The sequence below is a fragment of the Corallococcus terminator genome, from assembly GCF_003611635.1.
Lineage (GTDB): Bacteria > Myxococcota > Myxococcia > Myxococcales > Myxococcaceae > Corallococcus > Corallococcus terminator.
This window is the reverse complement of the sequence record NZ_RAVZ01000010.1, coordinates 27,036-41,843: the sequence shown is the minus strand read 5'-3', so window position 1 is coordinate 41,843 and position 14,808 is coordinate 27,036. Positions and strand designations below refer to the sequence as shown.

Sequence of the window (14,808 nt, the reverse complement as noted above, 5' to 3'; positions counted from 1 at the left end):
TCAGAAGCTTCCTTTCACGCCCACCACGGGGAGGATGGGGATGCCGGGCACCTCGTACTCCCGGCGCTGCCGGTAGTCGTTGAAGACGAACTCGACGTTCTCCGCGTTGTAGAGGTTCTGCACGTCGATGTAGGCCCCCAGCGTCCAGTTCTGGAATTGCCAGCCCTTGTCCAGCCGCACGTCGAGCTGGTGGAAGCCCGCCGTGCGCGCCGAGGCATACGGCCCATACGTGCCGTTGAAGCGGTTGCGATCCGCCTGGTACAGGTCGAACGAGTGGTTGAGCGGCGTCGTCGGACGGCCGGTGGTGTAGCGGAAGCGCCCGCCCAGCTCCCAGCCATTGCCCAGCACATAGCTGCTCACCAGCGTGAGGATGTGCGTCTGGTCGAAGGGGCTGAGGCCGTAGGTGTCATCACCACTGCCACCAAAGCTGCCGCCAAAGCCTCCGCCACTGTCGGGGTTGGAGCCCGTGCGCCCGTCGAGCGAACGGCTGAAGGTGTATGACAGCCAGCCGGACCACTTGTCCGTCGCGGACGCGCGGTTCTTCTTCACCATCACCTCCAGGCCCAGGGCGCGGCCGATGCCCTCGTTGGAGTACGGCAGTTGGACGACGCCGCCCTCCGCGCGCGCGACGATCTGCCCGGGCGCCGCGATGTTGTTGTAGCGGCGGTTGAAGAAGCCCGTCACGTCCACGTTGAGCACGTCCGTCAGGCGGTGGTCCACGCCAAGGCTGCTCTGGAACGCGCGCTGATAGATGAGGTCCGGGTTGCCGTACGGCAGGCTGATGAAGCGGAACGTCTCCGCCGGCTGGCTGTAGAGGCCGAGCGACCCCTTGAGGTTGGTGCGCTCGGTGGCCGCGAAGCTCACCCACAGCCGTGGATCCAACGCCAGGTTCCGGGCGTTGCCCGCGCGCTGGAGGTTGCCGCGCACGCCGGGGGTGAAGGTGAACTTGCCCACCTTCAGGTCCGCCTCCACGAAGAGCGCGCCGTCGAAGGAGCCGAGGCCGATCTTCTCCACCAGCAGCTCGCCCACGGACTCGGCGCCGGGGAAGGCCACGTACTCGAAGTTCTCCGGGGCGGGGAACTCCACGTCGAAGGACTGGTGCTCGTACACGAGATCCAGGCCGGTGCGCACGGTCAGCGAGGGGGACAGCTCCAGGCCCAGCACCTCGCGCGCGCCCACCGTGTAGCCCACACCGTCCTGCTTCGCGGCGCCGAACTGGAAGCTGTTCGCGTCGTAGCCCAGGTACGGCGTGAAGACGGAGGTGAGCGCGCCCTTGCGGTACGTCCAGTCACCCTTGAGGCGGTGGAAGAGGGTCTGCGTGTCCACCGACAGGTCCCGCTCCGTCTCCGGGCCCGCGGACACCACCCGGAGCTGGTCGTCACTGCCGAAGGCCATGACGTAGCCGGTGCTGCGCGCGCCGCCCGCCTGCGCCTGGGCCTCCTCCTCCGAGCGGGCGCCCCGCTTCGCGCCGAAGTCCACGCGCACCTGGTAGTCCCAGTAGCGCGGCACCACGGACAGCGTGCTGCCCTCGCTCTTGGGGAGGACGAGGGGCAGCAGCGTGTCGATGTACGAGCGCCGCGCGGCGGCGGCCACGCTGATGCCGTCCGTCACGGGCGCTTCCAGGAAGAAGCCCGCGTCCAGCAGGTCCACCTTCACGGAGCCGTGCAACGTGTCGGCGGCGCCCTTGCGCGTGCCGACCTCCACGATTCCGCCCACCGCGCGGCCGTACTGGCTGCCGTAGCCGCCCGGGAAGAAGTCGAGCTGGTCGATGAACTCGGCGTTCACCACCGAGGGGCCACCGAGCAGGTGGAAGAGGATGGGGATGCGGACCCCGTCCATCATCGTCGAGGTCTGGCCGGGGTTGGAGCCGCGCACCAGCAGCTCGCCGGAGATGAAGGGCGCACGCGCCACGCCCGGCAGGGTCTGGATGACGCGGATGGGGTCTCCGAAGGTGCCCGGCGTCCGCTGCGCCTCCTGGCGGGTGATGGTCCGGCGCACGACCTCCTTCTTCGGCCGCTCGGAGCGCACCACCGTCTCCAGGGCGCCGGCGGAGGGGGCGAGGAAGAAGTTCACCTCCGTCGTCACGTTCTCCTGGAGCTGCTCCTTCGTCTGGTAGAGCTGGAAGCCGGACGCCACCACGCGCACCGCGCACTCGCCGGGCGGCACCTCCAGGGTGAAGCGGCCGTCCGCGTCCGAGATGGCCTCGGGCGCCTCCGGATCATCACCGCAGCGAACGGTGGCACCGGGCACCCGCGAGCGGCTGCCGCGCGAAATCAACTGGCCGGTGAGCGTGGCCTTCCGCGCCGCCTGGACCTGCTCCGGTCCGGGGGCCTCTTGCGGCGGAGCGTCGAGGGTGAAGTGGTAGACGTACTCCACCTGCACCGGCGCGGGCACGCCGTCCACCTCCGCGGGCGAGAAGCGGAACTGGCGCACCGCCGCGAGGGCCGCCTCGTCGAAGCCATGGCCCGCCGGCTCCGTGGGCAGCACGTCCGACACGGTGCCGTCCGCGGCGATGGTGATGATGAGGCGCACGGAGGCAGTGAGCCCTTCCGCGAGCGCTTCGGGCGGGTACGGGGCCGCCACCTGCTGCACCAGCTCCGGGGCCTTCGTCATCGTGGGCTGGGCCTGCGCGGGCGGAGCGCCCTCGGCCTGCGAGGGTGGCGCGGCTTGCGCGGGCGACGCGCCGGGCTGCGGGGCCTGCGCGAGCACCGGGGTCGCCAGCAGGAGCGAGGCCGCGGCGAGCGCGCTTCGGGCTTTCAGGTTCGGGGACATGGCGCGGGCGAGCATACGGGATGCGGCGCCGCGTGGGGCGACAGGTCCGTCCCCCACCCCACCGCCTCACGTCACCTGGAGTGTGGCCCCTGAGCCCGCGCCCCGGGAGCGCGCATCCGGGGGAAGGCCGTGCGGCGCCCGAGCCATCACGTCGCCTCACGCCTCACGCCTCCACCCTCCGCCCTGGAGTCGCAACCGCACGGCAGACAGGCAGACGCCCCCCATCCTTCCGTTGCACGACCCAAACCAGCCATCTTCGCGCACCTTGCTTTTCCGGTTAGTCACGTTCGTGCAACAAATTGAAAAGGGATTGGAAATTTCATGCAACGACAAGGAGGCGTGCCGTGACGCGAGACGTCCGCCGCTACGACGTGGTGTTGGTAGGAGGAGGAATCACCGGGCTGATGCTGAGCCACAAGCTGTCCCGGCTCGGGCTGCGGTTGTTGCTGTTGGAGAAGCAGCCGACGCTCGCCAGCGGTCCCTCGACGCGCAATGAGGGCTGGCTGCACCGGGGCAGCTACCATGCCGGCTCCATCCGTGACCGGGAGAACGCGGTCCAGGTGGCGCGGCGTTGCATCTACGGGCACGAGCAGATTCGCGCCTTCGCGCCGGAGGCAGTCGAGGACGCGGACCGCACCCCGCTGGTCCTGGTCCGCGACGTGGACCGGGTGCAGGAGCTCACGTCCCGGTGGGACGAGGCGGGCGTCTGGTACCGGCCGAGGGCCCGGGCCGCCGCCGTCTCGAGCTTCCCGGCCGCCGACCTCTCCCGCGCCGCCGCCATCTTCGAGGTCGCGGACGTCAGCCTCAACACCCGGATGCTGTACCGCAAGCTCTACACCTCCGCGCAGCAGGGCGGCACCGAGGTCCTCACCGGCGCCCGCTTGGAGCGCATCAACGGCCTGGAGGCCAGCGTCGTCACCGCCGACGGACAGACGCTCCATGTCGAGGCGGGGCTGTTCGTCTATTCCGCTGGCTTCGGCGCCAGGGATCTCTTCCGCGACTTCTTCAAGCTGGAGCTGCCCATCCGCTACTGGAAGAGCCACCTGGTCGTCGTGCCCCGCCTGGGCGCCCACGGGCTGTTCTACGTGGACCCGCACGAGGCGGCGATGATGCACCACGGCGGCTACAGCATCGTTGGCCTGAACGAGGACGCGCTGCTCTGCACCGAGCCTGACTACAACGTCATCGAGGAGAAGGCCGGCAACCTCCACCGGGCGCTGGAGCGGCTGGTGCCCGGCTGGAAGCGCGGGACGCCCTTCACCGACGTCGCGTGCACGAAGGTGGACTTCTCACCTGACGCGGGCGCCGCGCGCTCGCTCAACATCGCCATCCACGAACCCGTCCCCGGGCACATCTGCATCCTGCCGGGAAAGATGACCGAGACGCCCTTCCTGACGGACGTCCTGACGGCGCGGCTCTACGAGCGCCTGGAGGATGGCCTCATCGCGAAGCGCCCCTGTGACGTGCTGCACGCCAACCTCACCCTCCACCGTCGCGAGCCCTCCCATGCAGCCTGACCTGGACCTGCTCTCCGCCCTCGATGCCCCCCGTCTCGCGGCGGGCCTGCTGACGATCAAGGAAGTCCTCGCGCTCGCCAGCAGCGGCAACGTCATCTTCGATCCGTTCTCCGTGCTCATCTCCCGTCACGCGCGCATCGGCCAGGGCAATGTCTTTCATCCCTGCGTCACCCTCACCTGCGCGCCGACGGCGGAGCTGCGGTTGGGCGACCGCAATGTCTTCCACACCGGCACCCTGCTGGCGGCGGAGACCGGCCCCCTCCTCATCGGGAATGGCAACCAGTTTGGCGAGGGCGGCTTCACCGCGAAGGCGAACAGCGCCGGCGCGCGCATCGTCATCGGCGATGGCGGGCGCTACCTGGGGGGCGCGTCCGTCTTCGGCCAGACGGAGCTGGGGTCGGGGACGCAGGTGCTGGGGGCCATCACCGTGGACGGATGCAGCCTGGCCGGGGGCGCCGCGTTCAGCGACCCGGATCCGGACCGGCGCGCCGCCGTCCTCAAGGGCTCCGGCACGGCCCGCCGGCTGGTGGTCGGCGTGGGCCAGGTCATCGCGGGCAGCGGCACCTTCCGCCTGGAAGATGCGAAACCCCAGTCCTTCTTCCACCCGAAGGCGGCACCATGAGCCCCCGGGGTGACGCTGAAGCACCGGTCGCGCCCGGCCCCGTCGGACTCGGGCTTGGCCTGCTGTCCATCGGCCGCACGTGGGGCTACCACTCGGAGCCTCCCCCTCCCGAGGCGGACGCGCGGCGCCTGCTCGAATTCGCCGTCGAAGCCGGAGTCCGCTGCTTCGACACGGCGCCCGCCTATGGCACCAGCGAGGAGCGGTTCGGAGCCTTCCTCACCACCCTGGGCTCACGGCGCGAGGAGCTGCTCGTGGCCACCAAGTTCGGCGAGCACTGGAACGCGGAGGCCCACACCTCCTTCACCGACCATGCGTACGACGCGCTCCGCCGCAGCCTCGACCAGAGCCTCCACCGGCTCGGGCGGATCGACCTGCTCCAGGTGCACAAGGCCACCGCAGCCACCGTGGGCGCGCCCGACGTGGTGCGCGCCCTCGAGTACGCCCGCTCGCTGGGCATCACCCGCCTGGGCGCGAGCATCAGCGACGTGGCGGCGGCGGAGGCGGCCTGTTCGGTGGGCCTCTATTCCTACCTCCAGTTCCCCTACAACACGCTCCACCGGACGCTGGAGCCCGTCTTCGCGTTGGCTTCGCGGAAGGGCCTCCAGGTCCTGATCAACCGGCCCTTCGCCATGGGGCAGTTGCTCCATGCCCCGGAGAAGGCGCGCGAGGTCGCGCTGCGGGAGTCGCTCGACCACGTCCTGGGCCAGGCCTTTTCGGGCTTCGTGCTGACGGGCACGAAATCCGTGGACCACCTTCGCCAGACGCTCGCGGCCTTCGGCGCCCGGGGAGGCTGAGATGTGGATTGCCTATGGCCTTGGCGCCGGGGTGATGCTCGGCCTGTACGATGTCTGGACGAAGAAGGCGATGACGGGCAACGCCGTCATCCCCGTCGTCATGTGGTCCTCGCTCTTCGGGGCGCTGGTCTGGGTTCCCACCCTGTTCCCCGGGGCGCTGCCCATCCACATCGATCCGTTCGGGCTGTCCCTCCGCGAGCACGCGCTCCTGCTCCCCAAGGGCGTCGCGATGACGGCGTCGTGGATCCTCGCGTACTACGCGGTGCGGGAGCTGCCCATCTCCATTGCTGGCGCCGTGCGGGCGTCCGGGCCGCTCTGGACGCTGGCGGGCGGGTTCGTGATGTTCCGGGAGCTGCTGACGCCGATGCAGTTCCTCGGGCTGATGATCACCGTGCTGTCCTACTACGTGCTCTCCGTCGTCGGCAGGAAGGAAGGCATCGTCGTCTTCCGCAACACCGCCGTGCTGCTCATGCTGTCGGCCACGGTGCTGTCGGCGGTGACGACCGTCTATGACAAGTACCTCGTCGTCCAGCTCCAGCTCCCGGTGCTGGAGATCCAGGCGCACTCCGCCTTCCAGCGGTGCGCGCTGTCCGCCCTGCTCTTCGTGCCGTACATGCTGCGCAGGGGCGGCCTGGGGCTGGGCCTCACCTGGAGCTGGGCGGTGCCCCTGGTGGGCGTCTCCTGGGTGCTGGCGGAGCTCATCTACTTCCACGCCCTCATGGATCCCCAGTCGATGGTGTCCCTGCTGTCCGTCCTGCGCCGCACGAGCCTCATCGTCGCCTTCCTCCTGTCCGCCCTGCTCTTCCGCGAGGCGAACCTCTGGCAGAAGACGCTGATGATCCTCGTGCTCATCGGGGGCATGGCCATCCTCATCCTCGGCCGGTGAATGCAAGACGGGCCGCTTCCCTCCTCGGGAAGCGGCCCGCTCTCTCAACGGCGATGAATCAGCGTCCGTTCAGTCCTTCGTGCAGACGACGTCGTCGATCTGGAGGTGGTCGCGGTCGGCCACGCTGCGGCTCGGATAGAGGATCAGGCGCCAGTCGCGCACGTTGCCGGTGAAGCGGAAGAACACCGGCTGCCACGCATCGCTGTCGACGGCGAGGAAGTCGGTCTGCGCGCTCCAGCCGCCGCTCGAATAGGTGCGATGGCGGATGCTGCCGTGGCCTCGCACCCGGTACGAACAGGAGTAGCTGCCGCTCGGGACGTTGAACTTCTCCAGCGAGAAGCGCTCGGCCACCTGGATGGGGACGACGAACTGCAGCGCCAGCGAGCCGCCGTGCACCGCGTTCGTGTACGGCACGAGGCGCGTGGGCTTGATCTCGGTGCCCGGGTCGGCGATGCCGTTGTCCATGCCGTACCAGTAATCGGGAATGTAGTGGTTCCCGTAGTAGGGGATGGAATAGGTGTCCCAGCTCTCGAACCCACCATTGCGGATGATGTTCGAGGGGTGAGCGGCGGCGACACAGCGCCGGGTCGCCGCGTCGCAGGCAGGCAGCGCGCCGACACAGTCGTAGGTGGTGAAGCAGGCGCCTTCGGCCAGCTCGCACACGCCCGTCGTGGGGTTGCAGCTCGTCGCCGCGTGGCTGCAGGTGACGCCAGCGCAGGGGTCGCCCGCCACGCACAGATGCGTGGCCTGTTCGCAGACCGGCGTCGCCGGGGTCTCCGCGCAATCCGCGTGACGGGTGCAGCGATCCGCGGCGACCACACAGGTGTGGGTCTCATCGCAGGACTGCCACTCGTTGCAGTCCGCGGCGTCCTGGCAGCGACCGGAGAGAGGTTCGCAGGTCGCGGTGGCATTCACGCAACGCTGCCAGGTCTCGCAACTGACCGCATCACACGGCTCGTCGGCCCGCACGCAGCGCACGTCGTCGACGAACAGGTGCTCTCCGCTGGTATTCCGGATGCTGAAGATGAGCTCGAAGGTGTCGAAGACGTTGGCGGCGAGGTTGAAGTTGTACGCCACCGCCTTCCACTCCTTGCTGTTGACCGAGGTGTAGGCCGAGTAGGAGGAGTAGTCGTCGTCGAAGAAGGCGTTTCGCACGTCGCCGTTGCCTCGCACCTGGTAGGTGCAGGAGTAGCGGCCCGCGGGCATCGACTTCGCCAGGGTGCTGAAGCGCCTGTGCGCGGTCAACGGATTGGACAGCCGGGCCGCGTTCCTGCCTTCAAAGGCATTCGTCGTCTCCAGCCGCACGTCGTCGGGGGAGATATTCGACGTGCTGCCGTACCACTTCGCCGGAAGCGCACCGGGCCATTCTTCGAAGCCCCAATTGTCGATGACGCTTCTCGCAGGAGGCTCACCTGCGTCCGACGTCTCCGTGCCTGCGTCGGGCGTCTCGGTGCCCGCGTCGGGCGTCTCGGTGCCTGCGTCGGGCGTCTCGGTGCCTGCGTCGGGCGTCTCGGTGCCCGCGTCCGGAGTCTCGGTACCTGAGTCCGGCGTCTCGGTGCCCGCGTCCGGCGTTTCATCACCGGCGTCCGGCGTCCCACCGCCTGCATCCGGCGTTTCATCGCCCGCGTCCGGCGTCCCACCGCCCGCATCCGGCCGGGGCTGGCCGGCATCAGGCGTCACCTCTGGATTTGGATTCGAATCACCACAGGCGGCCACCACGAGCAGCAGTGAAGCCAGACACACTCGAAACAACGTCACAGCGAGCCTCCGCTTTCCAGGAAATATCCACCCATACCACACTTCCCCCTGGGGGTGGCAGCGCCGAAGCCACAAGAGGCGAGCCCCTGCGTCTGCTTCACGATCCGGATGAATCCGTCGTGACGGGTAGTATGGATGGCGTGCGCGGCAGCCGCGGCTCAGGGCATCAACATCGCCGCCGCGGCCTCCCGGTGCCCCGGCTGGCCCGTGGTCAGCGCATAGAGCGCGTAGCCAATGGGGCTGGCCGCGAGCAACTCCATGCAGTGGTCGCCCATCCGTTCCCAGACCTGGCCGCCCGCCTTCACGTAGGCGTCGACGGTGGCCTCGAACACGGCGTCCACACCGAGCATCCGCTGGAACACGAAGTCGCGAGCGGGGTCGCCGACCTTGGCGGTGGTCCAGTCGAGCACGCCGGTGATGGTGTCGTCGGGGGCCAGCAGGACGTGGGCGGGATACAGCTCACCATGCGTCAGCGTGACGTGCCGGGGCCAGTAGGAGTCATCCCCCAGCCAGTCCTCCCAGCGCCGGACGAGCGCTTCGGCCACGTCGAACTCCTTGCGGACCCGGGCGATGTCGGCGGCCCAGCCGGTGCGAACCTGTTCGGGTGTCTCGACCGTCAGGCCGGCGCGCCCGGCCTCCTCGATGCTGATTGCGTGCAGCCGGCTGACCAGGTGGCCGAACTCCCGGGCATAGACGCGGGATTCGCGGTCGAAGTGCCACACGGGTTCGCCGGAGGCCGGGTCGAGCGTCAGCCCGGGCCTGCCGGGCAGGGCACGGTAGGCGATGAGACTGCGGTCGGCCACCTGCCACCGGGGGACGGGGACTCCGAGGCGCGGGCCGACGAAGTCCAGGATCGCCCGCTCCGCACCGAGCTTCGCGGAGACATCGTCGCGCCGGGGGATCCGGAGGACCCACTCCACGTCGCCTGCGTCGCGAGCCATCACGACGCGATAGTCGAGCCCCGCCTCGTTGACCGACAGCGATTCGGGGTTGAGCGACAGGCCGTGTGAGGCGGCACGTTCGAGGATCCGCCGGGCATCATCTGGAGGCAGGGGCATGGAGGGGTGTCCTTTCGTGAGGGGCCCGCCAGGGAGCGAGCCCGGGCAAGAGGTCCTGACACATCCGACCCGCCAACCTGACGGGCGGTGGCGAGGGTTGAAGGCGCCCCTGCCCCGAAAGCCACATATCCACGCGACCTTACTGCGGCTCGACCTTCAGGACATGGACCAGGGAGTCACCGGTAATGCCCACCAACCTGTCGCCCATGAAGGTCATGTGCTTGTAGATGGAAGCGCTGACCACGACCCCGATATGCACACCGGCGTCATCGAGGATGACGAGGTCGGGTCTGGCCAGATCACTTCCCCAGATCTCGCCGGGCCGATAGGCAATGCCCGCCGCGCGGTGCGCACCCCGTTGCGTGAAGGGATTGATGAAGGTCCCCGCGATTCCTCCCGTCGCGAGGTCGACGCGCTCGATGGGCCCCTGGATGTAGCCCTTGCTCTGCAAGAGGAGGCTGCCTGTCCAGGCCAGGGATTCCGTCCCCTCCGTCGTCACGAAGGCCCGCTCGTGAGCTCCCGTCGTGGGGTTGATGCTCACAAGCTGCCGGTTGTTGCTCCCGCCAAGGCTCACCCAGAGCGAGGAGCCGTCCCAGGTCATGCCCGTGGGCACCCGGTAGTCCTCGAAGACAAACGTATTGAGCACCGCCAGGGTGACGGGGTCGCGCTGCACCAGCGTGAGCGTGTCAGGATCGTAATAGCCACCCACATCCTGCCGGTACAGGAACCAAAGCGAGCTGCCGTCGTAGGCCACTCCGAAGATCGGCCAGGCACCCGCGAAGTTGCGCTCGAGGGCCAGCCGGTAGGACCGGGTGAAGTTGGCTTCGTTGGCCCATTTGGGCGTCCGGACAGGGAGGACATTGCTGCCAGCGAGCGTGCCATCCTCCCCGAGGACGAAGACGCGAAAGTAGAGTTGGGTGTCGGCCGAGACGAGTGGACTGCCCCCGAAGTACTGACCCGCCAACGTGAAGTCCGTCAGGGAGACCTCGGTTCCCACATGGACGAGCACGCCGTTCGTCTCGTCGAAGGCGGGCGAGTAGCTGGCGTAGACCTTGTACTCGCGGAACTTCCTGTCGTCGCTCCGCTCCCAGGCGAGGTGAACACTCGACGTCGTCACCTCGCGCGGCGCGAGCAAGCGCACGGACCTCGGCAGGCGGACGCTCACCTCCTGGAGCTCCGTGCCCTTCTCCAGGGTCTGCACGATCCGGGAGAACGTGTCGTCCCCCGACCCTAGCTGAAGCTCGAGCTGGTGCTGCCCCAGGGAGAGCTCAAGGGTCAGTTCACCAGCGGAGTCCGTCCGGCCCGCCTCGGCCCCGTTCAGCCTCACTGAGGCATCCACGACGGGTTGCCCATCATCATAGGCCGCGCGGATGTGGGTTTTATCGCTCGGAACCGCCGGCACCTCTGGCGTCTCCGCAGGACTGCCGCAGGCCATCCATCCGGCCGTCAGCAAGAAAAGGAACGGAGTCCAACGTGACATGAAGCCCCCCAGGTGAGGACGAAGTCCGGCCACTTCGTTGGGCCGATATCCTACACCATTCAAACGGCCCTGCCCCGTGTCCCGGAGACCGTCGCCCGCCCTGGCTTCAGGGCGCGCTCACGACGTGAAGTCCGTGGAGAGGGAGAGCGCGCGGTGGGCGGACAGCTCGCGGGCGACGAACGCGTTCTTGTCCTCGATGCCCTTCACCGTGTCGCTGCCCAGGGCAAGGCGCAGCGGGGGCTGCTTCAGCTTCACCAACTCCAGCAACGCGGTGGCGAGCTTCGCCGGGTCGCCCGGCTGTTGGTGATTGATGGCGGTGGCGCGAGTGCGCGTCGCGCCAGACGTCTCCGCGTAGTCGGGGATGATCTTCGCCGCCCGGGTGAGTGAAGTCTCATCCAGGAAGTCGGTGCGGAAGTAGCCGGGTTCGACGACCGTGACGTGGATGCCCAACGGGGCGAGCTCCTCATGCAGCGCCTCGCTCAGGCCTTCCACGGCGAACTTCGTGGAGCAGTACACGCCGAACCCCGCCCCCGAGCGGTACCCGCCGATGGACGAGAGGTTGATGACATGCCCGGAGCGCTGCTGGCGCATGACGGGCAGCACCGCGCGGGTGACGGCCAGCAGGCCGAAGACGTTGGTCCGGAAGAGCTTCTCGATTTCTTCGGCGCTCGACTCCTCGACGCCCCCGAGCAGCCCGAAGCCCGCGTTGTTCACGAGCACGTCGATGCGCCCCGCATTCGCCACGACGCGCCGGGCCTCGGCCTCGTCCGTCACGTCCAGCTTCGCGACAACCAGCCGGGGGTGCGCCTGAAGGGGAATGCTCTGGGGGTTGCGCGCGGTGGCGATGACGCGGTCGCCTGCGTCGAGCGCCGCCTGAGCGATGCGGAGTCCAAATCCACGGGATGCGCCAGTGATGAGCCAGGTCTTCATGTGCGTGCTCCTTGTCAGCGGTTCCGACACGCATAGAGATAGACGCTGGCCATCCATGAGGGAATCCGCACAGCATGCACTAGACTGTTGAGCCTCGCTCAACAGAGGAGAGGAAGCGTCCATGCAGGCCGACGTCCGTGAGCTGACGGTGTTCCTGGAGATCGCCCGGCACCTGAACTTCCGTCGCGCTGCGGGGGCGCTGGGGGTAACGCCCTCGGCGCTGAGCCACAGCCTGCGGGGGCTTGAGGAGAAGTTGGGTCTTCGGCTGGTGCACCGCACCACCCGGAGCGTGGGACTCACGGCGGCCGGAGAACGGCTCGCCCAGCGGCTCCGTCCCGCGTTCCGCGACATCGACGATGCGCTCGATGACCTGAACGCGTTCCGCGAGGCGCCCGTGGGCCGGCTGCGCATCACCGCGGCCCGGGTGGCGACGCGGCTGGGATTGATGCCGGTGCTCGGTCCCTTCATGGCGGCCTACCCGGGCATCGAGGTGGACGTCGTCGACAACCCGGCGTTCGTGGACATCGTCAAGGAGGGCTTCGACGCGGGCGTGCGCTTCCGTGAGCGCGTGGCCGCGGACATGGTCGCGATTCCGCTCGGGCCGCCGCTGCGCTCAGCCATCGTCGCCTCGCCGGAGTATTTCGCGAAGCGCCCTCTTCCGAAGACGCCGAAGGACCTCGCCGCGCACGACTGCATCCAACTGCGGTTCAGCAATGGCTCACGCTACGCATGGGAGCTGGAGCGCAATGGCCAGGAACTGGAAGTGGAGACGCGGGGCGCCCTGGCGCTGAGCGATCAGGTGGAGATCCTGGAAGCCGCGCTCGCGGGCCTGGGGCTGGGGTATGTCTTTGAGTCCCAGGTCGAGTCCCTGGTGCGCGAGCGACGGCTGGTCCGCGTCCTGGAGGCCTGGTGCCCGCCCTACCCCGGGTTCTTCCTCTACTACCCGAGCCGCAGGCACCTGCCACCCGTGCTCAAGGCCTTCGTCGACTTCGTGCGGACACGGACCTGAAGGAGCATGCGGGACGAGCCTCCGCCGGAGCCCGCACTGGCTTCAGGAGACCGTGGCTCGGGAAGCGCGAGCCCTTACGAGCCGCCATGCGAGGAAGGTGATCAGCCCGGCGATGGCGGCCTTGATCAACCCTCCGGGGACGAAGGGGAGGAAGCCCTTCTGGAAGGCGGTGGCGAAGTCGAGCGAGACCGCCACGCGGAGCCAGACCATGCCGATGCCCAGGATGACGAGCTGTCCCACGAGGAACAGGGGCACCGCTGTCCACGGTCGCTGGTCGTAGCCGTGGCGCGCCGCGAGGCCCACGAGGAAGGCCGCGGGCAGGAAGGCCACCAGATAGCCCCCGGTTGGCCCGGCGAGCTGCCCCCAACCGCTGGCCGCCTTCGCATAGAACGGCAGTCCCGCCGCCCCCAGCAGGAGATAGACGAGCTGCCCGGCCATGCCACGTCCAGGCCCGAGCGCTGCGGCCGTGAGCACGACCGCGAGCGTCTGTCCCGTGATGGGCACCGGCGAGCCCGGCACCGGGAGGGCCACCTGCGCGAGCAATGCGGTGCAGAGCGCCGCCGCGAGCACGAGCGCACCCTCGTGGACGCGCGTGCGCACGAAGACGTCGGCCAGGACGCGCTGCGGTGGAGGACTCTCGCCCGCGCTCAACTCGGAACCACCAGCGAGGAGTGCGAGCCGCGGGACACAGAGGGAGCAGAAGACACGAACCGATGCTCAGCGAGGACGGGCCTCGATGCAAGGGCCCTTGCGCGACGGTCCATCGGCTCCGTGCGTGGCGCTCGCGAAAATCGCTGGAAGCATTCGCGCCGCTGGGTTCAACGGCGCCGCAACCTCAGGAGTCGACGGCTTCGCGCGCGGGCTCGCGGGGCATCAGGCCGTTGAACTCGTAGATGAAGGCGCCCTGCTCGGTCACGTCGACGGTGCAGGCGCCTGCGCTCTGGAGCTCTTCGAGCACCGTCTTGGCCTCGGTGAAGCTGAGGCTGCTCTCGGCCGCCACCTCGGCGATCGTGACGCGGCCACCATGCTGCTTCGCGCAGGTGAGGACGGCCCTCTCGATGTCGCGACGGGACATGGCGGGGAGCGGCGCCATGGTGAGCACTTCCCCCGGCTCGGCCGGCAGCTTTGCTCGCCGCGCGCTTCGAATGAGCTCACGGCCTCCGAGGACGAAGACGGTGGCGAGAATGAGCCCCAGGACGGTCGAGTCCGTCGTGCCCCTGCGCAGGTTGTCGATCTCCACACCGAAGCCGGCGAGCCCCAGGATGACGAGAAACCATCCAGCGATACTTCGCATGCGCCCCTCTTCGCGACGGGGCGGCTCATCCGTCCCACCTCCTGTCTTAGCAGAAGATTCCGGTCGGTTGCGTCCATGCCCCCTCCCCCGCCATCCTCGCGCCACCAGGAGCCGCAACACCATCCGCGGCCGGAGGAAGACACCATGGACGCCATCGGCGGGGTCATGTTCATCGTGTTCGCCGTGGGAATCCTCCTGGTGTTCCTGGTGCAGTTGCTGGTCGCTCACCAGCTCACCCTGAAGCTGCGGGAGGAAGGCCTGCATGCACGGGGCGAAGTGGTCCGCGTCCGCAAGAGCTTCCTGGATTCGAAACACCGCATCGTGGAGTACGTCTTCCACCTGCCGGACGGTTCGGAGATCCGCGATGAGTACAGGGAACGCCCGGGCGGCTTCAGGTTCCAGCGCGCCTCCGAGGGGGACTCCCTGGAGGTCCTCTACCTGCCGGACACCCCCCTCCAGCACCAGCGCATGGGCACGGAGGTCGGACTGGGCAAGGCGCTGTTCGGGTTGGGGATCCTGGTGCTGCTCATGATCACCGTCGTGCTCGCGGCGATGAGCGGCTCCGGGCAGACGACGCCGGAGCGGCCCACGCCCACGCCCTCCAGACAGATCCAGCAATACCAACCGTCGAAGCCCTCCAGGGCGCCTGCCCATCGCGACAATCACCGCCGGGGTCCGGACTACTAGG

The 14,808-nt window shown here is 68.7% G+C and carries 13 protein-coding genes; 6 read left to right on the top strand and 7 right to left on the bottom strand.

Translation table 11 applies throughout. The annotated features are described in order from the left end of the window. Positions 1 to 2,772: a TonB-dependent receptor gene (locus tag D7V88_RS03030; RefSeq protein ID WP_244237945.1), complete on the bottom strand. Its 2,772-nt coding sequence runs from the start codon at positions 2,770 to 2,772 to the stop codon at positions 1 to 3. Positions 2,773 to 3,116: 344 nt separating this feature from the next. Between D7V88_RS03030 and D7V88_RS03025 the strand changes: the two genes are divergently transcribed. Genes D7V88_RS03025 through D7V88_RS03010 form a run of 4 tightly spaced genes read left to right on the top strand, consistent with a single transcriptional unit; the run spans position 3,117 to position 6,591 of the window. Then, the gene (locus D7V88_RS03025) at positions 3,117 to 4,289 is read left to right on the top strand and encodes an NAD(P)/FAD-dependent oxidoreductase (protein ID WP_120539063.1); all 1,173 of its coding nucleotides are present in this window, start codon (positions 3,117 to 3,119) and stop codon (positions 4,287 to 4,289) included. Beyond that, the gene (locus tag D7V88_RS03020; RefSeq protein WP_120539062.1) at positions 4,279 to 4,911 is read left to right on the top strand and encodes an AraC family transcriptional regulator; all 633 of its coding nucleotides are present in this window, start codon (positions 4,279 to 4,281) and stop codon (positions 4,909 to 4,911) included. Before D7V88_RS03025 ends, D7V88_RS03020 begins: the two co-directional genes overlap by 11 nt. Next, positions 4,908 to 5,705, top strand: coding sequence for an aldo/keto reductase (locus D7V88_RS03015; protein ID WP_120539061.1), 798 nt, complete (start codon positions 4,908 to 4,910; stop codon positions 5,703 to 5,705). The genes D7V88_RS03020 and D7V88_RS03015 overlap by 4 nt, the downstream gene beginning before the upstream one ends. A 1-nt stretch (position 5,706) precedes the next feature. After that, positions 5,707 to 6,591, top strand: coding sequence for a DMT family transporter (locus D7V88_RS03010; RefSeq protein ID WP_120539060.1), 885 nt, complete (start codon positions 5,707 to 5,709; stop codon positions 6,589 to 6,591). Positions 6,592 to 6,660: 69 nt separating this feature from the next. On the opposite strand, the gene D7V88_RS03005 is transcribed toward D7V88_RS03010, so the two are convergent. The 4 genes from D7V88_RS03005 to D7V88_RS02990 form a co-directional block, all read right to left on the bottom strand. Continuing rightward, on the bottom strand, positions 6,661 to 8,349 hold the full coding sequence (locus tag D7V88_RS03005; RefSeq protein WP_120539059.1) for an invertase recombinase-like protein: 1,689 nt from the start codon (positions 8,347 to 8,349) through the stop codon (positions 6,661 to 6,663). Between the two features lie 158 nt (positions 8,350 to 8,507). Beyond that, positions 8,508 to 9,407, bottom strand: coding sequence for a macrolide 2'-phosphotransferase (locus D7V88_RS03000; protein ID WP_120539058.1), 900 nt, complete (start codon positions 9,405 to 9,407; stop codon positions 8,508 to 8,510). 139 nt (positions 9,408 to 9,546) lie between these two features. After that, positions 9,547 to 10,860: a fibronectin type III domain-containing protein gene (locus tag D7V88_RS02995; RefSeq protein WP_147448579.1), complete on the bottom strand. Its 1,314-nt coding sequence runs from the start codon at positions 10,858 to 10,860 to the stop codon at positions 9,547 to 9,549. A 144-nt stretch (positions 10,861 to 11,004) separates the two neighbouring features. Continuing rightward, positions 11,005 to 11,817 carry an oxidoreductase gene (locus D7V88_RS02990; protein WP_120539056.1) on the bottom strand — a complete coding sequence of 271 codons (813 nt, stop codon included), beginning with the start codon at positions 11,815 to 11,817 and terminating at the stop codon, positions 11,005 to 11,007. Between the two features lie 121 nt (positions 11,818 to 11,938). Here D7V88_RS02990 and D7V88_RS02985 point away from each other — a divergent pair, with 121 nt between their 5' ends. Further along, complete coding sequence (locus tag D7V88_RS02985; RefSeq protein WP_120539055.1) at positions 11,939 to 12,826, top strand: LysR family transcriptional regulator; 888 nt, start codon at positions 11,939 to 11,941, stop codon at positions 12,824 to 12,826. A gap of 42 nt (positions 12,827 to 12,868) precedes the next feature. On the opposite strand, the gene D7V88_RS02980 is transcribed toward D7V88_RS02985, so the two are convergent. Both D7V88_RS02980 and D7V88_RS02975 read right to left on the bottom strand, forming a co-directional pair. Beyond that, complete coding sequence (locus D7V88_RS02980; protein ID WP_244237944.1) at positions 12,869 to 13,477, bottom strand: biotin transporter BioY; 609 nt, start codon at positions 13,475 to 13,477, stop codon at positions 12,869 to 12,871. Between the two features lie 184 nt (positions 13,478 to 13,661). Further along, complete coding sequence (locus D7V88_RS02975) at positions 13,662 to 14,120, bottom strand: hypothetical protein (protein WP_120539054.1); 459 nt, start codon at positions 14,118 to 14,120, stop codon at positions 13,662 to 13,664. 144 nt (positions 14,121 to 14,264) lie between these two features. Here D7V88_RS02975 and D7V88_RS02970 point away from each other — a divergent pair, with 144 nt between their 5' ends. Next, the gene (locus D7V88_RS02970; RefSeq protein ID WP_120539053.1) at positions 14,265 to 14,807 is read left to right on the top strand and encodes a DUF3592 domain-containing protein; all 543 of its coding nucleotides are present in this window, start codon (positions 14,265 to 14,267) and stop codon (positions 14,805 to 14,807) included. Position 14,808 lies beyond the last annotated feature (1 nt).